Origin of the sequence: Brachymonas denitrificans, from assembly GCF_907163135.1 — a bacterium.
Lineage (GTDB): Bacteria > Pseudomonadota > Gammaproteobacteria > Burkholderiales > Burkholderiaceae_C > Brachymonas > Brachymonas denitrificans_A.
Genome location: NZ_CAJQUA010000001.1, coordinates 1,073,178 through 1,100,174 on the forward strand (window position 1 = coordinate 1,073,178; position 26,997 = coordinate 1,100,174).

Consider the following 26,997-nt stretch of genomic DNA (forward strand, 5'->3'; position numbering starts at 1 on the left):
CGTTCACAGCCCCCAGCGCCCGCTGTCAAGCTTCGCCAATCCTTGAAGGACCTAAATTCACTCCCACTCAATCGTCGCCGGCGGCTTGGAACTCACATCGTACGTAACGCGGTTAATCCCCCGCACCTCATTGATGATCCGCCCGCTCACCCGCTTCAGCAGGCTGTACGGCAGCTCCGCCCAGTCCGCCGTCATGAAGTCGCTCGTCTGCACCGCACGCAGCGCCACCACGTAGTCATACGTGCGGCCATCGCCCATCACGCCCACGCTCTTCACGGGCAGGAACACGGTAAATGCCTGCGAAGTCAGGTCATACCAGCTCTTGCCGCTGTTCGGTTCGATGGTGGAGCGCAGTTCTTCGATGAAGATCGCATCCGCACGGCGCAGCAGATCGGCGTATTCCTTTTTCACTTCGCCCAGAATGCGTACACCCAGGCCCGGGCCGGGGAAGGGATGGCGGTACACCATGTCGTGCGGCAGGCCCAGCGCCACGCCCAGTTCGCGCACTTCATCCTTGAACAGGTCACGCAGCGGCTCCAGCAGCTTCAGGCCCAGCTGCTCGGGCAGGCCGCCCACGTTGTGGTGGCTCTTGATGACCACGGCCTTCTTGCTCTTGGCGCCGCCCGATTCGATCACGTCCGGATAGATCGTGCCCTGCGCCAGGAAGGTGGCACCCTTGTGGCCGCCATCGCCCGCCTTCAGCTTCTCCGCCTCGGCCTTGAACACATCCACGAACAGGCGGCCGATGATCTTGCGCTTCTGCTCCGGATCGCTCACGCCGGCCAGTTCGCCCAGGAACAGTTCGCTGGCATCCACGCGCACCACCTTGGCGTGCAGCTTGCCCTCGAACATCTCCATCACCATGTCGCCTTCGTTCAAACGCAGCAGGCCATGATCCACGAACACGCAGGTGAGCTGGTCGCCAATGGCGCGGTGGATCAGCGCCGCCGCGACGGAAGAATCCACGCCGCCGGACAGGCCCAGAATCACTTCCTCGTCGCCCACCTGCTCGCGGATGGCCTTGACGGCCTCCTCGATATGGTCGCGCATGATCCAGTCGGGATTGGTCTTGCAGATGTCCAGCACGAAGCGATCCAGCATCGCCCTGCCCTGCACCGTGTGCGTCACCTCGGGGTGGAACTGCACGGCGTAGTAGCCGCGCGCCTCGTCAGCCATGCCGGCAATCGGGCAGCTCGGCGTGGACGCCATCAGCTTGAAGCCCTCCGGCAGCACGGTCACCTTGTCGCCATGGCTCATCCACACCTTGAGCATGCCGTGGCCTTCGGGCGTGGTGAAGTCGGCGATGTCCTTCAGCAATGCGGTGTGGCCATGGGCGCGCACTTCGGCGTAGCCGAACTCGCGCTGGTGCCCGCTTTCCACCTTGCCGCCCAATTGCAGCGCCATGGTCTGCATGCCGTAGCAGATGCCCAGCACCGGCACACCCAGTTCGAACACGGCGTCGGGTGCCTTGTCGGTGCTTTCCTCATACGCGCTGGCATGGCTGCCGGACAGGATCACGCCCTTGAGCTTGCCGTCGGCGGCAAACTCGCGCACCCAGTCGCTGCTCACGTCGCAGGGATGGACCTCGCAATACACATGCGCCTCGCGCACGCGGCGGGCAATCAGCTGCGTCACCTGGGAGCCGAAATCGAGAATGAGGATTTTGTCGTGTTGCATGGGAATGTCCGTTAAACCAAAAAGGGCTGAGCCACCATTTCAGGTGCGTCCCAGCCCGTGTTGACGCCGCATGGCGACTCAGTCCGCGCGATAGTTCGGCGCTTCCTTGGTGATCTGCACGTCGTGCACGTGGCTCTCGCGGATACCGGCTGCGGTGATCTCCACGAACTCGGCCTTTTCGCGCATCTCGTCGATGGTGGCGCAACCACAGTAGCCCATGGATGCACGCAGGCCGCCGGCCATCTGGTAGATGATGTTGAGCACCGAGCCCTTGTAGGGCACGCGACCTTCGATACCTTCGGGCACCAGCTTCTCGGTGTTCGGGTTGCCGCTGGTCGCTTCCTGGAAGTAGCGGTCGGCACTGCCCTGCTGCATGGCGCCGATGGAACCCATGCCGCGGTAGCTCTTGTAGCTGCGGCCCTGGAACAGGATCACTTCGCCCGGTGCCTCTTCGGTGCCGGCGAACATGCCACCCATCATCACGGTGTTGGCTCCGGCAGCAATGGCCTTGGCGATGTCGCCGCTGAAGCGGATGCCGCCGTCGGCGATCAGCGGCACGCCCGTGCCCTTGAGCGCGGTGGCGACGCTGTCTACCGCCATGATTTGCGGCACGCCCACGCCGGCCACGATGCGCGTGGTGCAGATGGAGCCGGGGCCGATACCGACCTTGACGGCGTCTGCGCCCGCCTCGACCAGTGCCTTGGCAGCAGCACCGGTGGCAATGTTGCCGCCGATGACCTGAATATGCGGATAGTTCTGCTTGACCCAGCGCACGCGGTCAATCACGCCGGCGCTGTGGCCATGGGCCGTATCGACCACCACGGCGTCCACGCCAGCGGCAGACAGCGCCTCGATGCGCTCTTCGGTGCCCGGGCCCACTCCCAGCGCCGCGCCTACCAGCAGGCGGCCGTTGTCGTCACGGGCGGCATTGGGGAAATTGGTCTGCTTGTTGATGTCCTTGACCAGGATGAGACCCTTCAGTTCGAAGGCATCGTTCACCAGCAGCAGGCGCTCCAGCTTGTGCTCGTGCAGCTTGGCCTTGGCATCTTCCAGCGAAATGCCTTCAGGCGCGGTGACCAGGCGCTCGCGCGGGGTCATGATGTCCTTGACCTGCACATCCAGGCGTGTTTCGAAGCGGATGTCGCGGTTGGTGACGATACCCACCACCTTGCCGCCATCCAGCACCGGGAAGCCGGACACGCCCAGCTCCTCGGACAGGCGCTTGACTTCCAGCACGGTCGTGGTCGGTGTGATCACCACCGGGTCGCGCAGAATGCCGCTTTCGTGGCGCTTGACCTTGGACACATGCGCGGCCTGGTCCTGCGCCGTCATGTTCTTGTGGATGATGCCGATGCCACCCTCCTGCGCCATGGCGATGGCCAGGCGTGCCTCGGTGACCGTATCCATGGCGGCCGACACGAGCGGGAGGTTGAGTTGGATGTTGCGGGTGAACTGGGTGCGCAGCGAGGTGTCCTTGGGCAGGACTTCGGAGTATGCGGGCACCAGGAGAATGTCGTCGAACGTGAGTGCTTTGCCGAGCAGGCGCATGGGGATTCCTCCAAAAGCAAGATTGTACTCGCAGGCGTCTGTCCCTGTAACAACGGAGGCTTTAGCGCCTGCCGGGGTGTTGCAGGCGGTCAACCACGGGCCGGTTTACCGGCGATGCAATGCACCTTTCATCGGTTCAGCGTATGCCAGTAGACCGCGCAGCCGGCCGGCATTTCCGGGGCGACGCAGTGCTCGCGCCTGAGCTGGCGGTTGACGTTGAAGGTGTAGCCCTTGTCGTTCATGCAGGCAAACTGGCTGGCGATGGCCTTGGTGCCGATGCTGAAGCGGTCGACGTAGCCGCAGGCCTGCAGCGCCTGTTGCGTATCCTGCAGCGTGGCACCGGGCTTGGTCCAGGTTTCGGCAGCCGCAGGCACAGGGCCCTGGCCCGGCAGGGTGCTGGCACAGCCCGCGAGCAAGGCGACAGCGGCAAGCGTAGACAGGGCGAGACTCTTGCGAAAAGCGAAGGGATGCAGCATGAACAGTCCTTTTCTGCGTGCAGGCACGCCGGGTTTGTCAGTATCCGGGCTTGGCCCCTGCCCTGCGGCGGGCAAACAGGCCAGCCGTGCGGGCGCCCTGGCTGGCAAAGCGCTCGCGCCGCGCCACCTTGGGGTCCACCTGGAGCATACGATACAACTCTACGCGATCCTGCGCACGTAGGACATGGTCCAGCGCCACCTTGCGGCCCCAGATGCCGCATTGCAGCGTTTCATCCGCACCATCGGCAGCCAGCCAAGCCTGGACTTCAGCATGCTGCCACAGCGCCAGTGCCTCCCGCACCGTGCTGCCCGCAGGCAGATCGGCATGCTGGCTGATCACCGAGCGCGGCGCCGGCGCATAGGCCAGTTCCACCGGAATGCAGCCAGTCTCAGCCATAGACCTTCTTGGCGCGCTGGATAAAGGCGTCGACAAAGGTGCTGGTAATCTTCTCGAAGATCGGCCCCACCAGCATGGCCAGGGTGCGGCTGGAGAAATCGTATTCGATATCGAAATGGACGCGGCAGGCGCGCTGCGTACCATCACCCACCGGCTCGAAGCGCCAGCGCCCCTTCAGGTGCGAGAACGGGCCGCGCACCAGATTCAGTTCCACCTCGCGGTCGGGAACGTGCACATTGCGCGTGACGAAGCTCTGCTTCAGGCCCGCCATGGCAATGCCGATTTCCGCCACCATGCCATCGGGCGTATGCTCGAGCACACGGCCGAAATCGCACCACGGCAGAAACTGCGGATAGTCTTCGCACTTGATGACGAGCTGGTACATTTCCGCCGGGCTGTACCAGATGAGAACGGATTTGTGGACTGTTTTCATAGAATGCTGCTTTATGCCATTGTAAACACGGCATATGACAGGTAGTATGGCCGGCTTTCCCTGTGGCTCGGGCGGCCGTGACCTGTGTCCTCCCGGACCGGTGCAGTCGGCTTGATCCTCGGCACATAGCCCCCACCTGCCACAGAAGCACCCGCTCCACGTTTCCGGCGCGGCAGACCAGAACAACAAGATTCGCGCATCCGTCATGGCCACCAAGAAAAAAGCCCCCCCGCAAACCCGCATTGCAGAGAACAAGAAAGCTGCCTTCAACTATTTCTTCGAGGAGAAATACGAGGCAGGCATGGTGCTGCAGGGCTGGGAAGTGAAAGCCGTGCGCGAAGGCAAGGTGCAGCTCACCGACGGCTACGTGGTGGTGCGCGATGGTGAACTGTTCGTGATCGGCTGCCAGATCAACCCGCTCAAATCGGCGTCCACCCACGTCACGCCGGATGCCGTTCGCACCAAGAAGCTGCTGATGCACAAGAACGAGATCGAGCGCCTGATCGGCAAGGTCGAGCAGAAAGGCTACACGCTGGTGCCACTCAACCTGCACTGGAAGAACGGCCGCGTCAAATGCGAAATCGCCCTCGCCAAGGGGAAGGCCGAGCACGACAAGCGCGACACCATCAAGGAACGCGAGGGCAAGCGCGAGGTGGAACGCGCGATGAAGAGCCGCAACCGCTGAAAACGCGTCCTGCGCCGCAGGACGACCGGCCCAGCCGTTCACCATGAAAAAGCCCCGCAGCAAATTGCTTGCGGGGCTTTCTTGACCGGGCTTCAGCGTCAGACGTTCTCGGGCACTTCCGGCAGATGCGCCATGGCCTCGGCCATCGCCTCTTCCGCGTACACCTCGTTCTGCAGATCGCCTTCGAAGTAGCGGGTGTAGGCCGCCATGTCGAAGTGGCCGTGGCCGCTCAGGCAGAACAGGATCGTCTCGGCCTTGCCTTCACGCTTGCAGCGCAGCGCTTCCTCGATCGCGCCCTTGATGGCGTGGTTGGATTCAGGCGCCGGCACGATGCCTTCGTGGCGAGCGAACAGTACGCCGGCCTCGAAACACTCGCGCTGGCCGTAAGCCACCGCTTCCATCAGGCCCAGTTCCTTCACATGCGACACCAGCGGCGCCATGCCGTGGTAGCGCAGACCACCAGCGTGGAAGCCCGGCGGCGTGAAGGTGGAGCCCAGCGTATGCATCTTGGTGATGGGCGTCATGTGGCCGGTATCACCAAAGTCGTAGGCGTACTTGCCACGCGTGAGCGACGGGCAGGCCGTGGGCTCGACCGCCACGATGCGCGGCTTCGGCCCGCCACGCAGCGCCTGGCCCATGAACGGGAAGGCAATGCCGGCAAAGTTGGAGCCGCCGCCGGTGCAGCTTAGCACCACGTCCGGATAGGCATCGGCCATCTCCATCTGCAGCATGGCTTCCTGGCCGATGATGGTCTGATGCAGCAGCACGTGGTTGAGCACGGAGCCCAAGGCGTATTTGGTGTCGTCGCGTTGTGCGGCAATTTCCACTGCCTCGCTGATGGCGATGCCCAGGCTGCCGGTGTGGTTCGGGTTCTCGGCCAGCACCTTGCGGCCGTATTCCGTCTCGTTGGAAGGCGAGGCGATGCAGCGCGCACCGTAGGTTTCCATCACGGCGCGGCGGTACGGCTTCTGGTCGTACGACACGCGCACCTGGAAGATTTCCACGTCCAGGCCATAGAGCGAACCGGCAAATGCCAACGAGGTGCCCCACTGGCCAGCACCGGTTTCGGTGGTCAGGCGCTTCACGCCGGCTTCCTTGTTGTAGAAGGCCTGCGGAATGGCAGAGTTCGGCTTGTGGCTGCCAGCCGGGCTCACGCCCTCGTACTTGTAGAAGATCTTGGCGGGCGTATCCAGCGCCTTTTCCAGTCCGTGGGCACGGTAGAGCGGCGCCGGACGCCACAGGCGGAACACGTCACGCACGGGTTCGGGAATCTCGATCTCGCGCTCGGTGCTGACTTCCTGCTGGATCAGCGACATGGGGAACAGCGGCGACAGGTCATCCGGACCCACCGGCTGCATGGTGCCGGGGTGCAGCACGGGCGGCAGCGGCACTGGCAGGTCGGCCTGGATGTTGTACCAGAACTTGGGAATCTGCTCTTCGTCGAGCACGTACTTGGTTTGCTTGCTCATGGGGAACTTTCAAAATCGGCGCAAGGACGCAACCGGGAGCGCTGTGGCTCCCGGTTCCGGCGTTTACTTCAGGGATGCGAGCGGGTGCACGCTGGCCGGCCAGGGGCTCTCGAAAAAGGCCTCGATCATCTCGGGCGTGACGTCCTCGACGCGCGGGGGATCCCACTGCGGGTTGTTGTCCTTGTCCACCACCAGGGCGCGGATGCCCTCGATGATTTCGCTGCTCACCGCCTTGCGGCCCATGTGCTGCGGGAAGAAGCAGTGGCGCACCAGATCACGCTCCATGCGCAGGTCTTCGGCCAGCGTCATGCCGCGGGCGCGGCGGATCTGCTCGAACACCACATGCAGCATCAGCGGCGAACGCTTGCGCAGTGCCTGGGCGGTTTTCTGTGCCCATGCGTTGTCGGTAGCGGCCTCCAGAGCCTTCAGGATGGCGTTGAAATCGCCGGCACCGAAGAATTGCTCGGCCTCCTCGCGCGCCTTGGTAAAAGCCTCGCTCACGGCGGGAGCCGGTTCGCACTGGCCGCGCAGCCATTGCCGGGCCGCCTCACCGGACGAAAAGTCCTGCTCGCCCAGCGCCTGCCACACTTCAGCCTGGCGGCTGCTGGAAAGGAAATGGTCACCCCAGCCGATGCTCAGACCGTCGCCGCCCATCACGTGGTCGCCAGCCAGACCCAGCCACTCTCCTGTGTGGCCCGGGCAACGGCTCAGGAAATAGCCGCCACCCACATCGGGGAACAGGCCGATCAGGGTCTCGGGCATGGCCATGCGCGTGCGCTCTGTCAGGATGCGGTCGGTACCGCCCTGGCTGATGCCCATGCCGCCACCCATCACAATGCCGTCCATGAAGGCGATATAGGGCTTGCCCAGGTTCGGGATCAGATTGTTGAGGGTGTATTCCTCGGTGAAGAAGTCCTCGATCTCGGGGTTGCCATGCTCGGCCTGCTCATGGAAAAAGCGGATGTCGCCACCGGCACAGAAGGCGCCGAAGGGGCCTTCCTTGTTGCTGCCGCGGATCGCGATGGCCTTGACTGCCGGGTTGTCCTTCCAGTCCAGCAGGATCTCGTACATGGCGCGCACCATGGCGAGCGACAAGGCATTGAGCGCCTTCGAACGGTTGAGGGTGATGAAACCGACACCACCTCGTACTTCTTCCAGCACGTCCGTGGTGGCCCATTGTCTCGCTTGCGTCATTCCGATTGTCTCCATCCGAGGATTTCATTGAGGGCGAGCGCGACTATGACCAGCGCGCCGCCGATGGCTACGTTGGGGCCAGGAATTTCGCCCGCACCCCACCAAGTCAGAAGTATGCCAAAAATTATCTCGAGCAAAGCCAGAAGCGACAGTTCCGGTGCATGCAATACGCGCGAAGCCACCACCGCCATGCTGCAAGGAATGGCCAACTGCACCATGCCGAGCAACGCGAGCCAGCCCATGTCCGCAAGAGTGGCCTGAAAGGGAATGGCAAATGGCAGACATATCAGTGCCGAAAGCGCGGCGCCGATCAGCAGTGCAGGAACCATGTCGCGGATGGCCGGAGCGGGCATCTGTTGAGGCAGGACGTCTTCTGTTGGTAGCACTTGCGCCTTGCTCCCTTGATCCGGCATAACGCCCTGCTCGATCAGCAATTCGGTCGTAAGCCGCTGTGGCGTCAGTCTACGAACGCGCTGCTGCTCGCGCTGCATCAGGATCCATTGCGCGGAAGCGCCCACCGGAACCAACAGCGCAATCAGCGAACCGATCAGCTTGCGATCGTGCCCCAAGGTAAGCTGCGCGGCGTAGATGTAGAAAATTCCAGCTCCTGCCGTCGCAATGGCCATCCAGGTGCGGCGCGGCAAGGGGTTGCCGAGTACGAAGCGGTTCACCAGCGCCGTGAATACCGGCCCGAGCGCCGAAAGCACCAGCACGTTGGCCACGGTGGTAAAACTCAGCGCCATCATGAAGGCGGTAAACATGGTGGCCCAGCACAAACCGGACAGCCACAGCACCGGTTCGCGCCATGGAATGCGGCCGAAAAATCCCGGCCCGCGCCACCAGCGAAGCAACAGCAGCATGGAAGCCAGCGCCAGCACGCTGCGCCAGAAGGTGATCTCGAAACCCTGTGCCCCCGTGATCTGGCGCGTGAACACCCCCGCCGTAGCCCACAGCAGCGTGGCCAGCGTCATCACGACAACCGCGCGCCGGTGGCTCATGGCGGCAGGCAACAGGGAACGCAACAACATCGCACACCAGACGGAAAAAAGCGGAGCCGAGGCTCCGCAGATTCAGGAAACCGGGAATCCTCCCGGTCGGGATCAGACGGCGCTCTCGCGACTGGCGCGCTTGCGTTCGTGCTCTTTCAGATGACGCTTGCGCAGGCGGATGCTCTTGGGCGTGATCTCCACCAGCTCGTCGTCCTCGATGAACTCCACGCCGTATTCCAGCGTCAGCTCGATCGGCGGCGTGATCTTGATCGCGTCTTCCTTGCCGCTCACGCGGAAGTTGGTCAGCTGCTTGGTGCGCGTGGCGTTCACCACCAGGTCGTTGTCGCGGCTGTGGATGCCGACGATCATGCCTTCATACACCGGGTCGCCGGCCTTCACGAACATGCGGCCGCGGTCGTCCAGCTTGCCCAGCGCGTAGGTGAAGATTTCGCCATCATCCATGGAAATCAGCACGCCGTTCTTGCGGCTGCCGATCTCGCCACGGTGCTCCTCGTAGCCGTCAAAGATGTTGGCGATCAGGCCGGAACCGCGCGTCAGGTTCAGGAATTCGTTGGTGAAGCCGATCAGGCCGCGCGCCGGAATGCGGTATTCGAGGCGCACACGGCCACGGCCGTCCGGCTCCATGTTCACCAGTTCGCCCTTGCGCTCGCCCAGGGCCTGCATCACGCCGCCCTGGTGGCCTTCCTCGATGTCGGCGGTGACCAGCTCGATCGGCTCGCACAGCACGCCGTCAATTTCGCGGAACACCACGCGCGGCTTGGACACGGCCAGCTCGTAGCCTTCGCGGCGCATGTTTTCCAGCAGGATGGTCAGGTGCAGTTCACCACGGCCGGACACTTCGAAAATGCCGTCCTCGTTGGTTTCCTTCACGCGCAGCGCCATGTTGGCCTGCAGTTCCTTCTGCAGACGGTCCCAGATCTGGCGGCTGGTCACGAACTTGCCTTCGCGGCCGGCCAGCGGGCTGGTGTTGACGCAGAAGTTCATGGTCAGCGTCGGCTCGTCGACCTTCAGCATGGGCAGCGGGCGCGGATCGTTGACGTCGGTCACGGTCACGCCGATGCCGATCTCGTCGATCCCGTTGATCAGCACGATGTCGCCGGGACGGGCTTCCTTGACCTGCACGCGGTCCAGACCCTCGAAGGTCAGCACCTGGTTGATGCGGCCCTTGGTCTGCTTGCCGTCCGGGCCTTCCATCACCAGCACATCCATGCCGGGGCGCACGGTGCCGGAGTTGACACGGCCCACGCCGATGCGGCCCACGAAGGTCGAGAAATCGATGGCAGAAATCTGCAGCTGCAGCGGCTCGCTGGCATCCCCTTCGTGCGACGGCACATGCTTCAGGATGGTGTTGAACAGGGCCGACATATCCTTGCCCCACTGCTCGCCCGGCACGCCCTCTTCCAGCGACGACCAGCCGTTGATGCCGGAAGCGTACACCACCGGGAAGTCCAGCTGCTCATCAGTCGCGCCCAGCTTGTCGAACAGGTCGAAAGCGGCGTTGATCACCTTGTCCGGATCGGCGCCCGGCTTGTCGACCTTGTTCACCACCACGATGGGCTTTAGGCCCAGCGCCAGCGCCTTCTTGGTCACGAAGCGTGTCTGCGGCATCGGGCCTTCCTGGGCGTCGATCAGCAGCACCACGCCGTCCACCATGGACAGCGCGCGCTCCACCTCGCCACCGAAGTCCGCGTGGCCGGGGGTGTCGATCACGTTGATGTGGGTGCCTTCCCAGCTCACGGCGCAGTTCTTGGCCAGGATGGTGATGCCACGCTCGCGCTCGATGGCGTTGTTGTCCATCACGGTGTCGACGACTTTTTCGTGATCGGCAAAGGTGCCGGACTGGCGCAGGAGCTGGTCGACCATCGTGGTCTTGCCATGGTCGACGTGGGCGATGATGGCGATATTGCGGATTTGGGTACTCATGGAAACAATGCTTTTTGGAAGATGGGAGATTTGTTTGTTATAGGGTGGCTCAGGCCGGCAAGTCGGGAGGGTGCTGCGCCAAGGCCTGGGTGATTTCGAGCGGGCTCAGCAGCCGAGTCGGAATCAGCTGGCCGGCGTGGGCATGGGCGGTGCCCAGCAACACACGCTCCACGGCAACACCGGGCGCAGGCGGCGGTCCGTACACAGCAAGGTGGTCGGCATCCGGCCATGTGCCGCGACGGCGCAGGCCGGTCAGAAAGCGTGCTGCATCATCTGCAGCGAGCATGACAGGAGCATGGCCGGTGAGCAGAATGTCCACCGGCTGCAACGCCTGCAGGCGCTCCGCCTCGTTCATGGCTTCGAGCGCTTCCAGCGTGACGCAGCCCTCCAGACCGAACACGCCGGTCTGCACGCGGCGCAGGCCGATCAGGTGGGCGCCACAGCCAAGTGCGGCGCCGATGTCTTCGGCCAGCGTGCGGATGTAGGTGCCCTTGCTGACGGCGGCATACAGCTTGATGACGGTGCCCTCGGGATGAGCCTGCAGGATGTTCTCCGGCACTGCCTGGCGCTCCAGGCGGAACACGGTGATAGAGCGTGCCGGTCGTTCCACCGTCTCGCCGGCACGCGCGTATTCGTACAGCGCCTTGCCGTCCTTCTTGAGGGCCGAATGCATGGGTGGCACCTGCTGCTGCGCGCCCGTGAAACGCTCAAGCACGGCAGCGATATCGGCATCGCTCACGGCAACCGGCTGCTCCTGCAACACCTCGCCCTCGGCATCGCCGGTGGTCGTGGTAATGCCCAGACGCAGCGTCGCCTCGTAGGCTTTGTCGGCATCGAGATGCATCTGGCTGAACTTGGTCGCCGCGCCAAAGCACAGCGGCAGCACGCCGGTGGCCAGCGGATCGAGCGTGCCGGTATGGCCGGCCTTCTCGGCGCGCAGCAGCCACTTGACCTTCTGCAAGGCCTGGTTGCTGGACAGTCCGAGCGGTTTGTCGAGCAACACCACCCCATGCACAGGGCGGCGCTGCACCCTGGTACGTGGAGCAGCAGTCATGGTTTATTCCTCGTCTTTGGAACGGGAAGAGACTGCCTTGGCAATCAGTGCGTTCATGTCGGCCGCGCGCTCCTGCGTGCGGTCGTAGATGAAGTGCAGCGTCGGCACGGTATGGATGTGCAGGCGCTTGAACAGGCCGTTGCGCAGATGGCCGGCCGCGTGGTTGAGGGCTTCCTCGGTCTGCACCGGGTCGCCGGTGAGCACGCTGAAGTACACCTTGGCATGGGCGTAGTCAGGCGTGACTTCCACGCCCTGCAGCGTGATCATGCCGACGCGGGGATCCTTGAGCTCGCGCGCGATCAGTTCCGCCAGATCGCGCTGGATCTGGTCGGAAACCTTGTAGCTGCGGTTGGTCGGGGATTTCTTCTGTGCCATTTACAGCGTACGCGCCACTTCCTTGACTTCGAAGAATTCGAGCTGGTCGCCTTCCTTGATGTCGTTGTAGTTCTTGAGCTTGATACCGCACTCGAAGCCTTCCTTGACCTCGCGCACATCGTCCTTCATGCGCTTGAGGGAGTCCAGCTCGCCGGTATAGATCACCACGTTGTCGCGCAGCAGGCGGAAGTTCGCGCTGCGCGTGACATGGCCGGAGGTGACCATACAGCCCGCCACGGTACCGATCTTGGACGCCACGAACACGGTACGAATCTCGGCGTGACCAATGATCTCTTCCTTCTTGTCCGGCGTCAGCATGCCGCTCATGGCCGCCTTCACGTCATCCACGGCGTCGTAGATGATGTTGTAGTAGCGGATGTCGATGCCGTTGCCTTCGGCCGCCTTGCGGGCGTTGGCGTCGGCACGCGTGTTGAAGCCGATCACCACCGCGTTGGAAGCGATGGCCAGGTTGATATCGCTTTCGCTGATACCACCCACGGCCGCGTACACCACCTGCACCTTGACTTCGTCGGTGGACAGCTTGATGAGCGAGGATGCCAGCGCTTCCTGCGAACCCTGCACGTCGGCCTTGATGATGATGGGCAGGGTCTTGACCTCGCCCGCCTCCATGTTGGCGAACATGTTTTCCAGCTTGGCGGCCTGTTGCTTGGCCAGCTTGGTATCGCGGAACTTGCCGGAACGGTAGGTGGCGATTTCGCGCGCACGGCGCTCGTCGGCCAGCACCTGGAATTCGTCGCCGGCCTGCGGCACTTCGGTCAGGCCCTGGATTTCCACCGGGATGGACGGGCCGGCCGACTTGGTCGGCTTGCCGTTTTCGTCGTTCATGGCCCGCACACGGCCCCAGGTCTGCCCAGCCAGCACCACGTCGCCGGTCTTGAGCGTACCGGACTGCACCAGCACGGTGGCGACCGGACCGCGGCCCTTGTCGAGCTGGGCTTCCACCACCAGGCCCTTGGCCATGGCATCGATCGGCGCCTTCAGTTCCAGCACTTCAGCCTGCAGCAGCACGTTCTCGAGCAGCTCGTCGATGCCCATGCCGGTCTTGCTGGACACGGCAACGAACGGCGAGTCGCCACCGAATTCTTCCGGCACCACTTCTTCGGCCACCAGTTCGCCCTTGACGCGCTCGGGGTTTGCTTCGGGCTTGTCTGCCTTGGTCAGTGCGACCACGATCGGCACACCGGCCGCCTTGGCGTGTTTGATGGCTTCACGCGTCTGCGGCATCACGCCGTCGTCGGACGCACAGACCAGAATCACGATGTCGGTTGCCTGGGCACCGCGGGCACGCATGGCAGTAAACGCCTCGTGGCCGGGAGTATCCAGGAAGGTGACGATGCCACGCTCGGTCTTGACGTGGTAGGCACCAATGTGCTGCGTGATGCCGCCAGCTTCTGCGGCCGCAACCTTGGCGCGGCGGATGTAGTCCAGCAGCGAGGTCTTGCCGTGGTCAACGTGTCCCATCACGGTCACGACCGGGGCGCGCGGCAGCAGTTCGGCATTTTGTGCTTCCACCTCTTCTTGGGTGAAAGCTTCCGGATCGTCCAGCGCCGCCTGCACCGCCACATGGCCCATTTCTTCCACCACGATCATGGCGGTGTCCTGGTCCAGCGGCTGGTTGATGGTGACCATCTGGCCCAGCTTCATCAGCACCTTGATCACTTCGGAGGCCTTGATGGCCATCTTGTGTGCCAGTTCGGCCACGGTGATGGTCTCGGGCACGTGGATCTCGAGCTGCTTGAACTCGGCCGGTGCCTGCGGCTCGCGACGCTCGTCACGGCCACGGTCGTTGCGGCGACCGCCGCCACGCGGGCCGGAGCGCCAGTTGCCACCGCCACGGTTGCCGGCAGAGGTGTCGCCACGGGTCTTGATTTCGCCCTTCTTCTTGCTGTCGCCGTCGCCGGCCCAGCTGGAGGAAAGCTTGGCGGATTTGACTTCCTTGGCGCCTGCGCCAGCGGCGGGAGCGGCTGTGGCACCCGCCTTGGGGGCGGGCTTGGCATCGGCCTTGGCAGCCGGCTTGTGCAGCGTGCCCTTGGCAGGCTTGGGTTCTTCCGGCTTCTTGGCCGTCAGCACCTTGGCCGGCGCATTCATCATGGCACGGATGGCTTCTGCCTCGGCCAGGGCCTTGCGGCGACGCTCTTCCAGTTCCTTGGCGCGCTTGGCTTCCTCGTCCACGCGTGCCTGGCGCTCGGCCTCGGCCTTGGCCTTGGCTTCGGCCACGGCAGCTTCCGCCTGGGCCTTGGCATCGGCAGCAGCGCGCTGGCGTGCTTCGGCAGCCTCACGCGCAGCCGCTTCACGCTCGGCGCTGGCAGCACGTGCACTCTGGATGGCAGCCACTTCGGCCTCGGCGCGGGCGCGGGCTTCGGCACGGGCCTTTTCCGGATCCACCGGCTCGGCGGCCTTGCGGGCCGCTTCAGCCTCGGCAGCGGCGCGCGCCTGGGCAGCAGCCTCGGCTTCGGCACGGGCACGCTCCTCGGCTTCGCGCGCTTCCTGCTCTTCGCGCTGGCGGCGGCGCTCGGCCAGCTCTTCCTCCTGGCGGCGGATCAGCTCGGCCTGGCGGCGGGCTTCTTCCTCGCGGCGCAGCAGCTCTTCCGTATCCACGGCAGGAGCGGCGGGTGCAGCAGCCTCGGTAACTTCGGCCTCGTATTCGTCACGCTTGATCAGCGTGCGCTTCTTGCGCACTTCCACCTGGATGGTGCGGGCACGGCCGGTTGCGTCGGCCTGCTTGATCTCGCTGGTGGACTTCTTGGTCAGCACGATCTTCTTGCGCTCGGCGCCCGTTCCGTGGGCGGCACGCAGGTAATCACGCAGCTTCAGCTTGTCGGACTCGCTCAGGGTATCGGAGGCGGCGTTCTTGTTCACGCCGGCGCTCTGGAGCTGGTCCAGCAGGGCCTGCGGCGTCTTGTTCAGTTCTGCTGCAAATTCGGCGACGGTTGTATTTGTCATATGGTTGCTCACCCCTTTCCTTACGCCTGATCCTGGTCGAACCAGTGCTCGCGGGCTTTCATGATGAGCGCAGTCGCCTCATCCTCAGTTTGGCCGGTCATCTCGACCAGTTCATCAGTCGCCAGATCGGCCAGCTCGTCACGCGTATGCACGTTGCCTTCGGCCAGCTTGGCCAGCAGTTCGGGCGTCATGCCTTCCAGGTCGCGCAGGTCGAGTGCAGCGTCTTCCACGCTCTCCTCCTGGGCGATTTCCATGGTCAGCAGGGCATCCTTGGCACGGGCACGCAGCTCGTTGACGGTGTCCTCGTCGAACGCCTCGATTTCCAGCATTTCCTGCAGCGGAACGTAGGCGACTTCTTCCAGGCTGGTAAAGCCCTCTTCGATCAGGATGTCGGCGATTTCTTCGTCCACATCCAGCTTGCTCATGAACAGCGTGCGCAGCTCGTGCTGCTCGTTGGCCTGCTTCTCGGCAGACTCGGCCGCGTCCATGATGTTGATTTTCCAACCGGTCAGGTCGGAGGCCAGACGCACGTTCTGGCCGCCACGGCCGATGGCCACGGCGAGGTTTTCCTCGTCCACCACCACATCCATAGCATGCTTTTCTTCGTCCACGACGATGGACTGCACGTTGGCCGGAGCCAGCGCGCCAATCACGAATTGCGCAGGATCTTCACTCCACAGCACGATGTCCACGCGCTCGCCGGCCAGCTCGTTGGTCACGGCCGTCACGCGGCTGCCGCGCACGCCGACGCAGGTGCCGATCGGGTCGATGCGCTGGTCATGGGCGACCACGGCGATCTTGGCACGGCTGCCGGGGTCACGGGCGCAGGATTTGATCTCCAGCAGACCCTGTTCGATTTCGGGCACTTCCTGGCGGAACAGCTCGACCATGAATTCGGGCGCGGAACGCGACAGCAGGATGGGCGCGCCACGCAGCGTGGTGTCCACTTCCATGATCATGGCGCGGATGCGGTCGCCGGTGCGGAAGTTTTCCTTCGGGATGGTTTCGCTGCGGCGCAGGCGGCCTTCCACGCGGCCGCTCTCGACGATCAGGTCGCCCTTGTCCATGCGCTTGACGGTACCGGTGAAGATCTTCTCGCCACGCTCCATGAATTCGCGCAGCAGCATTTCGCGCTCGGCATCACGGATGCGCTGCAGCACGACCTGCTTGGCCGTCATGGCGCCGATACGGCCGATCGGCACGGACTCGACCTGCTCTTCGATGAAATCGCCCACGGCGATATCGGCGATGCGGTCTTCCGCATCCATCAGCAGTTCTTCGGCATCGGGGTTCTGCAGGCCGGCCTCGTTGGGCACGACCAGCCAGCGGCGGAAGGTTTCGTATTCGCCGCTCTCGCGGTCGATGGCGACACGGATGTCAACCTCGCCGTTGTACAGCTTCTTGGTGGCCTGGGCCAGCGCCATTTCGATGGCGCCGAACACCACGTCACGCTCGACGTTCTTTTCGCGGGCAATCGCCTCGACCAGCATCAACAGTTCGCGATTCATTGTGGTTTACTCCGTATCTTGTGCGTCGTTCTCGGGACGGGGTTGTTCTTGCGCGGGGTTGGCAGCGGCCGGCTTGCGGCGGCCCTTGAAATCGACCACGGGAGCCAGACGGGCCTCGCGCACCTCATCGAGCACGAAACCCAGAGCCTGTAGCGGCGGCGGCGCCTTCTTCTTGCTGACGCGCTGACCCGGCTTGACCGGCGGCGCATCGCTCCACACGATCTGCCAGCCGCTGTCGGTCTGCTCCAGCGTGCCGCGGAACTTCTTGCGGTTGGCTGCGATGCTGGATTCGTTCGGGCCGATCGGCTCTTTCAGCGTGATGTCGACTTCCTCGCCGACGAAACGCAGGAAATCGTTGCCGTGGCGCAGCAGGCGATCAATGCCGGGCGAGGACACTTCGAGGCGGTTGTAATCGATGCCGTCCACTTCCAGTGCGTACTGCAACTGGCGGGTGACTTTCTCGCAATCCTCGATGGTGACGAACTGCTCGGGCAGGGCCGCGTGCTCGGGCATCCAGGGCAAATCAATGGTGATGCGCAGCAATCCGCCTGCCGAGCGTTCAATCTCGACCAGATCCAGGCCCAATCCTTGTACTGTTTGCTCGACCAGACTTTGTAGCGACACGCCTTGCCTTTATGTTCCCGTGTTTAGAAAATTACGGCAACCTGTTGATTCTGCAAACAAACTTCAGGCCGCCAAGCCCCCATTTCCGAGCATGAACAAAAAAAATGGGCGGGTAAAAACCGGCCCATTTTGCGTGCACGCTTGGTGGTGATGGACGAAATTATAGCCGAGGCGCGCCCTCTGTACAAGGGAGCCTGCACGTCTGTGCGTTGTGGCGACGCCATGCTTTTGGTGCCCTGCCACCCCGAACGCATGTCCCGAGACTTCCGATAGCCCTATCGGCCATGCTACAATGCACACTTTGCAGACCCGCGCACGGAGGCAGATGCTGTCTTCGGCTGGCATTGGTGCTGCCCGATTACCGCTATTTTCCCATTCAGACATTACAAGAGGAAGAATTCCATGGGTTTCCTGTCCGGCAAGAAACTGCTGATTACCGGCGTGCTCTCCAACCGCTCGATTGCCTACGGCATTGCCAAGGCCTGTCATGAGCAAGGCGCCGAGCTGGCCTTCAGCTACGTGGGCGAGCGCTTCAAGGACCGCATCACCGAATTTGCCGCAGACTTCGGCTCCAGCCTGGTGTTCGACTGTGATGTCGGCGACGATGCCCAGATCGAGAAGCTGTTTGCCGACCTGTCGCAAGTATGGCCCAAGTTCGACGGCTTCGTGCACAGCATCAGTTTTGCACCCCGCGAAGCGATTGCTGGCAACTTCCTGGACGGCCTGAGCCGCGATGCCTTCAAGATCGCCCACGAGATCAGCGCCTACAGCTTCCCGGCCATGGCCAAGGCAGCCCTGCCCTACCTGAACGACAAGTCGTCCATGCTGACGCTGACCTATCTGGGCGCCATGCGTACCATCCCCAACTACAACACCATGGGCCTGGCCAAGGCCTCGCTGGAAGCATCCGTGCGTTACCTGGCCGAAGCCGTGGGCCGCACCGAGGATGGCCGCTCCATCCGCGTGAACGGCATCAGCGCCGGCCCGATCAAGACGCTGGCTGCCAGCGGCATCAAGGACTTCGGCAAGCTGCTGGCCTTCATGGCCACCAACGCCCCGCTGCGCCGCAACGTCACCATCGAGGAAGTGGGCAACGTCGCCGCCTTCCTGCTGTCGGACCTGGCTTCCGGCATGACGGCCGAGATCAGCTATGTGGACTGCGGCTTCAGCCAGACGGCCGGCCTGAGCTCCGACTACGAGTAAGCGAAGCGACCGGTCAGGATGCCGAGGCGTCCTGGCAATCCGGCCTTTTGGCTGGGCCACGCCTCTCGGTGAGAGTGATTCGCGTAACCTTCACTGAAGACGCTGCGATTCAACTCTCCGCCCCAACAAAAAGCGCCTGGTGTCCCAAGACACCAGGCGCTTTTGCTTGGCCAAACCGTTCGTCAGAACTGGCTGGTGAACGGCGTGTGCTGCTGCGCGGCGATCATGTCGTCCATGGTCAGCGGGCGCGCGGCCTTGGAGCGCGAACGACGGCGGCCCGGCACCGGCTCTTCCATCACACAGTCGGCATAGAAGCGCACTTCGCCCTTCTCGTCCAGCTGCTTGACCAGACCGTGGATATCGGTCTCGAAGCCGGGGCACTGCTTGGCGAACTCACGCGCAAACTTGAGGTAGTCGACGATCTGGCTGTTGAACACCTCGCCCGGAATGAGCAGCGGAATGCCAGGCGGGTACGGTGTGACCAGTCCCACAGTCACGCGGCCTTCCAGATGGTCGATCTCCACACGCTCGGTCTGGCGACGGGCGATATGGTCGTAGGCGTCCGAAGGCGTCATGGCCGGCGTCAGCTCGGACAGGTACATGTCGGTCGTCAGGCGGGCAATGTCGTACTTGGCGTACATCTCGTGCACGTACTGGCACATGTCTCGCAGGCCCATGCGCTCGTAGCGGCGGTGCTGCTGGCAGAACTCCGGCAGGATGCGCCACATCGGCTGGTTCTTCTCGTAATCGTCCTTGAACTGCTGCAGCGCGGTGAGCAGCGTGTTCCAACGGCCCTTGGTGATGCCGATGGTGAACATGATGAAGAAGCTGTACAGGCCGGTCTTTTCCACCACCACGCCGTGCTCGGCCAGGTACTTGGTGACGATGCTGGCCGGGATGCCGTTCTGCTCGAATGTGCCATCCAGCTTGAGGCCGGGCGTCACGATGGTGGACTTGATCGGGTCCAGCATGTTGAAACCATCGGCCAGTTCGCCGAAGCCGTGCCATTGCTGCGACTTCTTGCCCTTGCCCTTGGAATGAATCACCCAGTCATCGGCACGGCCAATGCCTTCGTCGGCCAGCTCGTCCGGACCCCAGACCTGGAACCACCAATCGTTCTTGCCGAACTCTTCCTCGACCTTGCGCATGGCACGGCGGAAGTCCAGCGCCTCGACGATGCTCTCTTCCACCAGCGCGGTGCCGCCAGGCGGCTCCATCATGGCGGCAGCGACGTCGCAACTCGCAATGATGCTGTACTGCGGCGAGGTGGACGTGTGCATCAGGTAGGCTTCGTTGAACAGGTAGGTGTCCAGCTTGCGTTCCTGCGAATCCTGCACCAGCACATGGCTGGCCTGGCTGATACCGGCCAGCAGCTTGTGGATGGACTGCGTGGAGTACACCATGGTCTTCTGCGGACGCTCGCGCTTGCGGCCCATGGCATGGAAGGTGCCGTAGAACGGGTGGAAGGAAGCGTGCGGCAGCCAGGCTTCGTCGAAGTGCAGGTTCTCCACGTAACCGTCCACCAGGTTCTTGATGGTTTCGGTGTTGTAGAGCACACCATCGTAGGTGGACTGCGTCAGCGTCAGGATGCGGGGCTTGACCTTCTTGGGATCGACATCCTTGAGCAGCGGGTTGGCCTTGATCTTGGCCATGATGGCCTCGGGCTCGAACTCGCTCTGCGGGATCGGGCCGATGATGCCGTAGTGGTTGCGCGTGGGGCGCAGGAACACCGGGATCGCACCCGTCATGATGATGGCGTGCAGGTTGCTCTTGTGGCAGTTGCGGTCCACCACCACCACGTCGCCGGCAGCCACAGTGTGGTGCCATACCATCTTGTTGGAGGTGGAAGTGCCGTTGGTGACGAAGAAGCAGTGGTCGGCATTGAAGATGCGCGCGGCGTTGCGCTCGCTCTCGCCAATGGCGCCGTTGTGGTCCAGCAGCTGGCCCAGCTCTTCCACCGCGTTGCAGACGTCAGCACGCAGCATGTTCTCGCCATAGAACTGGTGGTACATCTGGCCGATGGGCGACTTCAGGAAAGCCACGCCACCGGAGTGACCCGGGCAGTGCCAGGAGTAGGAGCCGTCTTCGGCATAGTCCAGCAGCGCGCGGAAGAATGGCGGCTGGATGCTTTCCAGATAGGCCTTGGCTTCGCGGATGATGTGGCGCGCCACGAATTCGGGCGTGTCCTCGAACATGTGGATGAAGCCGTGCAGCTCGCGCAGCACATCGTTGGGCAGGTGGCGGCTGGTCTTGGTTTCGCCGTAGACGTAGATCGGCACGTCCTCGTTCTTGCGGCGCACTTCCTCGATGAAGGTGCGCAGGTTGAGCACGGCGGGATCTAGATCAGGGCCGGTGGAGAACTCCTCGTCGTCGATCGACAGGATGAAGGCGCTGGCGCGGCTCTGCTGCTGGGCGAACTGGCTCAGGTCGCCGTAGCTGGTCACACCCAGCACCTCGAATCCCTCGCTCTCGATGGCCTCTGCCAGGGCGCGGATGCCCAGGCCGGAAATGTTCTCGGCGCGGTAATCCTCGTCGATGATCACGATGGGAAAGCGGAATTTCACGGACAGACTCCAGTTCTGGAAAACAGCAATTAGACGATAAGGCAGAATGATACGTGCGTGCACCGTGTTGCAGCGCCGCAAACTGCAATTTCGTACCCTCGGGCAGTGGTAAACGCCCCGGGTTGCAGCAAGCATGCCACCATGGCGGCCGGATGCGCGGCCGCAGTGGCCTTTTTCCGTGGACAAGGAGCCTGCATGGACAACGCGACTCTCTGGTGGATCACTGCCGCACTGCTGGTTGGTGCGGAGCTGCTGACCGGAACCTTTTTCCTGCTGATGATTTCGCTGGGCGCCGTGATGGCCGCCCTGCTCTCCTATCTCGGGCTGCCGCTGTCGGGGCAGATTGCCAGTGCAGCCATCGTCAGCAGCCTGGCCGTGGTGATCTGGTTTGTGTTGCGCAGCCGGCGCAAGGGAACGCCTGCACCAACGCGTGCCAACGCAACGCGCAACAAGCTGGATATAGGCGGCACGGTGATGGTGGAGCAATGGCTGCCCGATGCTACGGCGCAGGTCTTCTACCGCGGTGCACCGTGGACGGCAGTTGCCGCCCATGCCGACGCCGGTGGGCAGCCCGGCCAGCACCGGGTGGTCGACATTGTGAACAACCGGCTGGTGGTCGAGCCAATTGCGCCTGCCGGGCCCGTGTGACGAGGCTTGTCACGTGCGTAGGCTATAGTGCAAGCCTTGTGCCGTCCTTGTGAACGGCGTTCCTGTTTCCAAACCGGAGATTTGCAGATGGAATACGCCATCGTCCTGCTCGCCGTCGCCGTCATCTTCATCGCACAGACGCTCAAGGTCGTGCCCCAGCAAAATGCCTGGGTGGTGGAGCGCCTCGGCAAATACCATGCCACGCTCAACCCCGGCCTCAACTTCCTGCTGCCCTTCATCGACCGCGTGGCCTACAAGCACAACCTGAAGGAAATTCCGCTGGACGTGCCCAGCCAGGTCTGCATCACGCGCGACAACACGCAGCTGACCGTGGACGGCATCCTCTACTTCCAGGTGACCGACGCCATGCGCGCCAGCTATGGCTCGAGCAACTACATCATGGCCGTGACGCAACTGGCGCAGACCTCGCTGCGCAGCGTGATCGGCAAGCTGGAACTGGACAAGACCTTCGAGGAGCGCGAGATGATCAACGCGCAGGTGGTCAATGCGATCGACGAAGCCGCGCTGAACTGGGGCGTGAAGGTGCTGCGCTACGAGATCAAGGACCTGACGCCGCCGGCAGAGATCCTGCGTGCCATGCAGGCGCAGATCACGGCGGAGCGCGAAAAGCGCGCCCTGATTGCCGCGTCCGAAGGACGTCGCCAGGAGCAGATCAACATCGCCACCGGTGAGCGCGAGGCCTTCATTGCCCGCTCCGAGGGCGAGAAGCAGGCTGTGATCAACAACGCAATGGGTGAGGCGGCTTCCATCACGGCGGTGGCAGATGCCACGGCCCAGGCGATCGAACGCGTGGCTGCAGCAATCCGTCAGCCGGGTGGCGAGCAGGCCGTGCAGCTGAAGGTAGCCGAAAAGGCCGTGGAAGCCTACAGCCGCGTGGCGGCGGACGCGACCACCACGCTGGTGGTGCCCGGCAACATGACGGAAGTGTCGACCCTGATTGCCTCCGCCATGAAGATGGTGCAGGCGCAGCGGCCACAGTGAGTGTCTTTTTTCAGAAAACTTGCGCGGCCGGTGACAAGCAGGGTTTTTCCCTGCTAGAATAGCGGTCTTCTGGAGAGGTGGATGAGCGGTTTAAGTCGCACGCCTGGAAAGCGTGTGTAGGTTAATAGCCTACCGCGGGTTCGAATCCCGCCCTCTCCGCCAGAACACGAAAACCCTTGCAAATCATTGATTTGTGAGGGTTTTTTATTTTGGCAATGGCTCGCCTCGCCGCTCGAAAGCTCCCACGTGGCGGATCAATGCAATCCGAATTGATATTGCATTGCAGCATCGCCACCACGCTTCACAGTTCTGCCACAGAAGCGTCACCCCGATTTAATACCACGCCGGTAACTTACCGGACATGCAACAAGTCCAGTCCATCTTCATCTCCGACATTCATCTGGGCACGCGTGCCTGCCAGGCCGATCGCCTGCTGGATTTCCTGCAGGAGCACCACGCGGAAAACATCTTCCTGATTGGCGATGTGGTGGACTTCTGGGCCATGAGCCGCAGCATCTACTGGACACAAACGCAGAACCACGTCGTCCAAAAACTGCTGCAGCGCGCCCGCGCCGGCACCCGCGTAGTGCTCATTCCCGGCAACCACGACGAAATCCTGCGCGAATACTGCCAGACCGTGTTCCTCGAGATCGACGTGCAGCGCGAACTGGTCCACCAGACGGTCGATGGCAAGCGCTACCTGCTGATCCACGGCGACCAGTTCGATCAGGTAACGCAGCACCACAAGTGGGTCGCCGTGCTTGGCGACAAGGCCTATGAAGCCCTGGTCAACCTCAATACCTGGTTGTCGTGGGTGCGCCGCAAGCTGGGCATTTCTGGCTACTGGTCCCTGGCCGGCTACGCCAAGCGCAAGGTCAAGACGGCGCTCAACTTCATCTTCGATTTCGAGGAGTCCGCCACCTATCACGCGCGCGAGCGCAATCTGGATGGCGTGATCTGCGGCCACATCCACTGGGCTACCATCCGCGAAATCGACGGCCTGCAGTACGTCAATTGCGGCGACTGGGTGGACTCCTGCACCGCCATCGTGGAGCATCTGGACGGCCGTCTGGAACAGATTACCTGGGATGACCGCGAAACCTCGCGCACGCCCGCAACTCCCATGGGTGCTGCGGTCGAGGCCTGAATGCGGGTCCTGATGGTATCGGATGTCTATTTTCCGCGTGTCAACGGCGTCTCCACCTCGATAGAAACCTTCCGCACCAGCCTGCCCAGGCATGGCGTGCAGGTGCACATGGTGGCTCCGCGCTACGGCAACGAAGCCGACACCGCAGACATCGAACGGGTCCGCGGCTGGCAGGTGCCCGGCGATCCCGAAGACCGTCTGCTGCACTGGCGTGCCATGCATCGCGCCGTGCTGCTTGCCGCCGGGGATTGCGATCTGATCCATATCCAGACCCCCTTCGTGGCCCACTATGCAGGCCTGAAGGCGGCACGCGCCCTGAACAAGCCTGTCATTGCCACCTACCACACGCTGTTCGAGGAATATCTGCACCACTATGCGCCCATGCTCCCTGCACGCTGGCTGCGCGGACAGGCGCGCGCCTGGTCGCGCCGGCAGTGCAATGCGCTCGATGCCGTCGTGGTGCCCTCCTCCGCCATGCGTGCGCGCCTGCAGGAATACGGCGTGACCAGCGCCATGCATGTGTTGCCCACGGGCATACCGGTGCAGAACTTCGCCAATGCCGACGGTACCGCGTTTCGTGCCAGGCACGGCATTGCGGCAACGCGGCCCGTGGCGCTGTTCATCGGCCGTGTGGCGCACGAGAAAAATATCGGCTTCCTGTTGCAGGCGCTTCAGCACGCCCTGCCCCTCCGCCCGGATCTGCTGCTCGTGATTGCCGGCGAAGGCCCGGCACGCACCAAACTGCAGCAGCAGGTGGCACGGATGCAGCTGCAGGATTCCGTGCAGTTTATCGGCTATCTGGAGCGCGAGCGCGAACTGCCTGCCTGCTATGCCGCCGCCGACGTGTTTGCCTTTGCCTCGCTCACCGAGACGCAGGGTCTGGTGCTGCTGGAGGCCATGGCCGCGGGCACGCCCGTGATCGCCCTGGCAGAAATGGGCACCGCCGACATTCTGGATGCTGCCCCCTGCGCTATCGTTCCACCGGCGGATCCCGCCGCTTTCGGCCAGCAACTGGGCGAGCTGTTCACCAAGCCACAGCGCCTGGACCGGCTGCGTCAGCAGGCACACGCCTATGCCAATGCCTGGTCGGACAGCGCCATGGCGGGCAAGCTGGCCAGGCTGTACCGCTCGCTGGCCGAAGCCTGACTGATCAGCATCAGGCCTCGCAGACGAAGCGCCCTGCACCCCGAGAGCGCGGAAGCAAGGGCGTAACGCCCACGCCCCCGCAATCAGAACATCAATACTTGAGGTTGAGCTGCATCACCGTAGTGCTGCCGCTCACTTCATTGCCCACCAGCAGCAGCGGCTTGCCATTGGGCGACTGCTTTGCCGGGATGAATGCCAGGCCCTCCGGGCCCAGATCGCCTGCCGCCACGGTGGATGGATCCTTGGTCGTCCAGTCCTCGCGCGTATTCAGGTAGTCGACAAACGTCGGCGCGGACGGATTGGTGATGTCATAGGCCAGCACACCCCCCATGCGCTCGAGGCCGACAAAGGCAAAGGTCTTGGTGCCGATCTTGCCAACCACCACGCCCTCGGGTTCCGGACCCTTGTTGTCGCTGCGGTTGTCCATCGAACTGCCTGCTTCGTGGTTGGAGTTGAAAAAGTCCTTGCAGGCGACGGTACGCCCCGCCCCCAGCTTGCAGGCATCGCTGGCAAAGAACTTCTCGATGGCGTCGCCCGAATCCCAGACGAGCTCGCCCTTGTCATTCCAGATCGAGAAGGAGCGCGCACCGTAGGCGTACAGCTTGTCGTACATCAGGCGATCGCCAGCCGGATCCTGCACTCCTTTGGCGTTGTAATACACCGGCTTGCCATCGGCACCCCTCTGGTAACCCTGGATCCAGGTAACCGTCAGGCGGCCGAGGTTGCCATCATCACGGCAGGCACCCGGATTGCCGGCGATGGCGCCGCAATAACCGAAGACAGCCGGATTGAGCAAACCACCCTTGGCCAGCGCATTGAGCTGCGGCGGCAAATCGTCTCCGGCACGGCCGCTCCAGCCCTTGGCATTGATCAGGTGCTTGACGCGGAATTCTTCCACAAACCCCTTGCCGGCATCCCCTGTCCAGTAGGCGTCGTCGTCTTCGCCCCAGGCGCGGGCATCCCCTTCGTTGGCAGTCACCAGATAGGTCTTGCCACCTGCACTGTAGGAGGCAATGGCATCGGGCAGATACATGCCCAGCACGCCCGGCCAGGTGCGGATATCGGCCTTCAGGTCGGCATCCGATGCATCCAGGCCCTTGCCCTCGGCACCATGGTCCTTGTAGCCAAACGGCACCACATCGCGCACCTTGGCGGCATCGATGTCGATGATGGCCAGGGCATTGTTTTCCTGCAAGGTGGCCCAGGCCGTCTTGCCGTCTGCGGAGACGGCGATGTACTCGGGCTCGAAATCGCTGGCGGCATTGGCGCCAGGACCGAAGATGCGGATACCCTTGGCGCGCAGCTCATCTTCACGCCCGTTGTAGGCAGTGAAGTCGGCGGTGCGCACGACCGGATTCCGGACGTTGTCGATATGGATGATGCTGACCGAGCCTTCCGGATCGGTCTGGTAATCGTTGCTGGGTTCGGCTTCGTTGGCCGTGAGTACGCGACGTCCATCCGGCGTAAATGTGATCATGTCGGGCTGCGCGCCAACGGCAACATGGCTGAGCAGCGTCAGGTCGGAAGCACGGAAAAACGCAACGCGGCCGCCTTCCGTCTTGGGCTGCGCCTGGATGGCTACGGCGACAATGCCGCCATGCACCGCAACGCTGTTGATTTCGGAATCAGCCAGTACCGCTGCGGATGCCAGTTCACCCACTTTCTTCGGCTTGGCAGGGTCGCTCAGGTCCAGCACATCCACCTTGCCGGACTGCGCATTGACCACGAACGCGCGCCTGGAGGCGGCATCATAGGCAGGAATTTCCGCCGCACTCTTGCCGAACACCCCAGTTTCGAAGCCACCGATTTTCTCCAGCGTGAAAGAGACCGGCGTTGCCTCCTCGGCCGGCTTGACCGGACCGACACCTCCTCCCCCGCCACAGGCAACAAGAGCTGCAGCAGACAACACGCTGATGGAAAACGCCTGGACAATGGAGCGTACTTGCATTG

The 26,997-nt window shown here is 63.1% G+C and carries 22 protein-coding genes and 1 tRNA gene; 7 read left to right on the plus strand and 16 right to left on the minus strand.

The window, feature by feature from the left end; all coding sequences use genetic code 11:
- Window positions 1-57: 57 nt before the first annotated feature.
- The 5 genes from guaA to KKQ75_RS05015 form a co-directional block, all read right to left on the minus strand.
- Window positions 58-1,677: a glutamine-hydrolyzing GMP synthase gene (gene guaA, locus KKQ75_RS04995; RefSeq protein ID WP_213360748.1), complete on the minus strand. Its 1,620-nt coding sequence runs from the start codon at window positions 1,675-1,677 to the stop codon at window positions 58-60.
- 78 nt (window positions 1,678-1,755) lie between these two features.
- The gene (gene guaB, locus KKQ75_RS05000) at window positions 1,756-3,225 is read right to left on the minus strand and encodes an IMP dehydrogenase (protein ID WP_091814694.1); all 1,470 of its coding nucleotides are present in this window, start codon (window positions 3,223-3,225) and stop codon (window positions 1,756-1,758) included.
- Window positions 3,226-3,353: 128 nt separating this feature from the next.
- On the minus strand, window positions 3,354-3,701 hold the full coding sequence (locus tag KKQ75_RS05005) for a hypothetical protein (RefSeq protein WP_213360749.1): 348 nt from the start codon (window positions 3,699-3,701) through the stop codon (window positions 3,354-3,356).
- 37 nt (window positions 3,702-3,738) lie between these two features.
- Window positions 3,739-4,098, minus strand: coding sequence for an RnfH family protein (locus KKQ75_RS05010; RefSeq protein ID WP_091814688.1), 360 nt, complete (start codon window positions 4,096-4,098; stop codon window positions 3,739-3,741).
- A complete protein-coding gene (locus KKQ75_RS05015) occupies window positions 4,091-4,531 on the minus strand; it encodes a type II toxin-antitoxin system RatA family toxin (RefSeq protein WP_091814685.1) in 441 nt (146 codons plus the stop codon). The genes KKQ75_RS05010 and KKQ75_RS05015 overlap by 8 nt, the downstream gene beginning before the upstream one ends.
- A gap of 205 nt (window positions 4,532-4,736) precedes the next feature.
- On the opposite strand from KKQ75_RS05015, the gene smpB reads away from it, so the two are divergent.
- Window positions 4,737-5,216, plus strand: coding sequence for an SsrA-binding protein SmpB (gene smpB, locus KKQ75_RS05020; RefSeq protein ID WP_091814683.1), 480 nt, complete (start codon window positions 4,737-4,739; stop codon window positions 5,214-5,216).
- A gap of 98 nt (window positions 5,217-5,314) precedes the next feature.
- On the opposite strand, the gene KKQ75_RS05025 is transcribed toward smpB, so the two are convergent.
- From KKQ75_RS05025 to rimP, 9 genes are all read right to left on the minus strand, one after another.
- Window positions 5,315-6,685, minus strand: coding sequence for a TrpB-like pyridoxal phosphate-dependent enzyme (locus KKQ75_RS05025; protein ID WP_091814680.1), 1,371 nt, complete (start codon window positions 6,683-6,685; stop codon window positions 5,315-5,317).
- Between the two features lie 63 nt (window positions 6,686-6,748).
- Window positions 6,749-7,879, minus strand: a complete 1,131-nt coding sequence (locus KKQ75_RS05030; protein ID WP_091814677.1) for an enoyl-CoA hydratase/isomerase family protein — start codon at window positions 7,877-7,879, stop codon at window positions 6,749-6,751.
- Window positions 7,876-8,877 (minus strand): DMT family transporter, encoded by a 1,002-nt coding sequence (locus KKQ75_RS05035; protein ID WP_234969983.1) that lies wholly within the window; start codon window positions 8,875-8,877, stop codon window positions 7,876-7,878. Before KKQ75_RS05035 ends, KKQ75_RS05030 begins: the two co-directional genes overlap by 4 nt.
- Window positions 8,878-8,979: 102 nt before the next feature.
- On the minus strand, window positions 8,980-10,812 hold the full coding sequence (gene typA, locus KKQ75_RS05040) for a translational GTPase TypA (RefSeq protein WP_091814674.1): 1,833 nt from the start codon (window positions 10,810-10,812) through the stop codon (window positions 8,980-8,982).
- Window positions 10,813-10,861: 49 nt separating this feature from the next.
- Window positions 10,862-11,866 carry a tRNA pseudouridine(55) synthase TruB gene (gene truB, locus KKQ75_RS05045; RefSeq protein ID WP_213360750.1) on the minus strand — a complete coding sequence of 335 codons (1,005 nt, stop codon included), beginning with the start codon at window positions 11,864-11,866 and terminating at the stop codon, window positions 10,862-10,864.
- A 3-nt stretch (window positions 11,867-11,869) separates the two neighbouring features.
- Window positions 11,870-12,241 carry a 30S ribosome-binding factor RbfA gene (rbfA, locus tag KKQ75_RS05050; protein ID WP_213360752.1) on the minus strand — a complete coding sequence of 124 codons (372 nt, stop codon included), beginning with the start codon at window positions 12,239-12,241 and terminating at the stop codon, window positions 11,870-11,872.
- Window positions 12,242-15,205 carry a translation initiation factor IF-2 gene (infB, locus tag KKQ75_RS05055; RefSeq protein ID WP_213360754.1) on the minus strand — a complete coding sequence of 988 codons (2,964 nt, stop codon included), beginning with the start codon at window positions 15,203-15,205 and terminating at the stop codon, window positions 12,242-12,244.
- 20 nt (window positions 15,206-15,225) lie between these two features.
- Complete coding sequence (gene nusA / locus KKQ75_RS05060; protein WP_091814665.1) at window positions 15,226-16,713, minus strand: transcription termination factor NusA; 1,488 nt, start codon at window positions 16,711-16,713, stop codon at window positions 15,226-15,228.
- A 6-nt stretch (window positions 16,714-16,719) separates the two neighbouring features.
- The gene (gene rimP / locus KKQ75_RS05065) at window positions 16,720-17,337 is read right to left on the minus strand and encodes a ribosome maturation factor RimP (RefSeq protein ID WP_091814662.1); all 618 of its coding nucleotides are present in this window, start codon (window positions 17,335-17,337) and stop codon (window positions 16,720-16,722) included.
- 402 nt (window positions 17,338-17,739) lie between these two features.
- Between rimP and fabI the strand changes: the two genes are divergently transcribed.
- Window positions 17,740-18,540, plus strand: a complete 801-nt coding sequence (gene fabI, locus KKQ75_RS05070) for an enoyl-ACP reductase FabI (protein ID WP_213360755.1) — start codon at window positions 17,740-17,742, stop codon at window positions 18,538-18,540.
- Window positions 18,541-18,722: 182 nt separating this feature from the next.
- On the opposite strand, the gene KKQ75_RS05075 is transcribed toward fabI, so the two are convergent.
- On the minus strand, window positions 18,723-21,104 hold the full coding sequence (locus KKQ75_RS05075) for an arginine/lysine/ornithine decarboxylase (RefSeq protein ID WP_091814657.1): 2,382 nt from the start codon (window positions 21,102-21,104) through the stop codon (window positions 18,723-18,725).
- A 195-nt stretch (window positions 21,105-21,299) separates the two neighbouring features.
- Between KKQ75_RS05075 and KKQ75_RS05080 the strand changes: the two genes are divergently transcribed.
- From KKQ75_RS05080 to KKQ75_RS05100, 5 genes are all read left to right on the plus strand, one after another.
- Complete coding sequence (locus tag KKQ75_RS05080) at window positions 21,300-21,752, plus strand: NfeD family protein (RefSeq protein ID WP_213360756.1); 453 nt, start codon at window positions 21,300-21,302, stop codon at window positions 21,750-21,752.
- An 87-nt stretch (window positions 21,753-21,839) separates the two neighbouring features.
- A complete protein-coding gene (locus tag KKQ75_RS05085; protein WP_213360757.1) occupies window positions 21,840-22,754 on the plus strand; it encodes an SPFH domain-containing protein in 915 nt (304 codons plus the stop codon).
- A gap of 71 nt (window positions 22,755-22,825) precedes the next feature.
- Window positions 22,826-22,916, plus strand: a tRNA-Ser gene (locus KKQ75_RS05090).
- Between the two features lie 199 nt (window positions 22,917-23,115).
- Entirely contained in the window at window positions 23,116-23,901 is a 786-nt protein-coding gene (locus KKQ75_RS05095) for a UDP-2,3-diacylglucosamine diphosphatase (protein ID WP_213360758.1), read from the plus strand.
- A complete protein-coding gene (locus tag KKQ75_RS05100; RefSeq protein ID WP_213360759.1) occupies window positions 23,902-25,047 on the plus strand; it encodes a glycosyltransferase in 1,146 nt (381 codons plus the stop codon).
- 91 nt (window positions 25,048-25,138) lie between these two features.
- Here KKQ75_RS05100 and KKQ75_RS05105 read toward each other — a convergent pair whose 3' ends face one another.
- Entirely contained in the window at window positions 25,139-26,995 is a 1,857-nt protein-coding gene (locus KKQ75_RS05105; protein ID WP_213360760.1) for a choice-of-anchor I family protein, read from the minus strand.
- Window positions 26,996-26,997 lie beyond the last annotated feature (2 nt).

Excerpts from the sequence above, each read along its gene's own strand:
- fabI (WP_213360755.1), top strand. The coding sequence starts at position 17,740 with ATGGGTTTCCTGTCCGGCAAGAAACTGCTGATTACCGGCGTGCTCTCC.
- guaB (WP_091814694.1), bottom strand. The coding sequence starts at position 3,225 with ATGCGCCTGCTCGGCAAAGCACTCACGTTCGACGACATTCTCCTGGTG.
- nusA (WP_091814665.1), bottom strand. The coding sequence starts at position 16,713 with ATGAATCGCGAACTGTTGATGCTGGTCGAGGCGATTGCCCGCGAAAAG.
- KKQ75_RS05025 (WP_091814680.1), bottom strand. The coding sequence starts at position 6,685 with ATGAGCAAGCAAACCAAGTACGTGCTCGACGAAGAGCAGATTCCCAAG.
- KKQ75_RS05030 (WP_091814677.1), bottom strand. The coding sequence starts at position 7,879 with ATGACGCAAGCGAGACAATGGGCCACCACGGACGTGCTGGAAGAAGTA.
- typA (WP_091814674.1), bottom strand. The coding sequence starts at position 10,812 with ATGAGTACCCAAATCCGCAATATCGCCATCATCGCCCACGTCGACCAT.
- KKQ75_RS05035 (WP_234969983.1), bottom strand. The coding sequence starts at position 8,877 with ATGAGCCACCGGCGCGCGGTTGTCGTGATGACGCTGGCCACGCTGCTG.
- guaA (WP_213360748.1), bottom strand. The coding sequence starts at position 1,677 with ATGCAACACGACAAAATCCTCATTCTCGATTTCGGCTCCCAGGTGACG.
- smpB (WP_091814683.1), top strand. The coding sequence starts at position 4,737 with ATGGCCACCAAGAAAAAAGCCCCCCCGCAAACCCGCATTGCAGAGAAC.
- KKQ75_RS05005 (WP_213360749.1), bottom strand. The coding sequence starts at position 3,701 with ATGCTGCATCCCTTCGCTTTTCGCAAGAGTCTCGCCCTGTCTACGCTT.
- truB (WP_213360750.1), bottom strand. The coding sequence starts at position 11,866 with ATGACTGCTGCTCCACGTACCAGGGTGCAGCGCCGCCCTGTGCATGGG.
- KKQ75_RS05100 (WP_213360759.1), top strand. The coding sequence starts at position 23,902 with ATGCGGGTCCTGATGGTATCGGATGTCTATTTTCCGCGTGTCAACGGC.
- KKQ75_RS05080 (WP_213360756.1), top strand. The coding sequence starts at position 21,300 with ATGGACAACGCGACTCTCTGGTGGATCACTGCCGCACTGCTGGTTGGT.
- infB (WP_213360754.1), bottom strand. The coding sequence starts at position 15,205 with ATGACAAATACAACCGTCGCCGAATTTGCAGCAGAACTGAACAAGACG.
- KKQ75_RS05105 (WP_213360760.1), bottom strand. The coding sequence starts at position 26,995 with ATGCAAGTACGCTCCATTGTCCAGGCGTTTTCCATCAGCGTGTTGTCT.
- KKQ75_RS05010 (WP_091814688.1), bottom strand. The coding sequence starts at position 4,098 with ATGGCTGAGACTGGCTGCATTCCGGTGGAACTGGCCTATGCGCCGGCG.
- KKQ75_RS05085 (WP_213360757.1), top strand. The coding sequence starts at position 21,840 with ATGGAATACGCCATCGTCCTGCTCGCCGTCGCCGTCATCTTCATCGCA.
- KKQ75_RS05095 (WP_213360758.1), top strand. The coding sequence starts at position 23,116 with ATGCAACAAGTCCAGTCCATCTTCATCTCCGACATTCATCTGGGCACG.
- KKQ75_RS05015 (WP_091814685.1), bottom strand. The coding sequence starts at position 4,531 with ATGAAAACAGTCCACAAATCCGTTCTCATCTGGTACAGCCCGGCGGAA.
- rbfA (WP_213360752.1), bottom strand. The coding sequence starts at position 12,241 with ATGGCACAGAAGAAATCCCCGACCAACCGCAGCTACAAGGTTTCCGAC.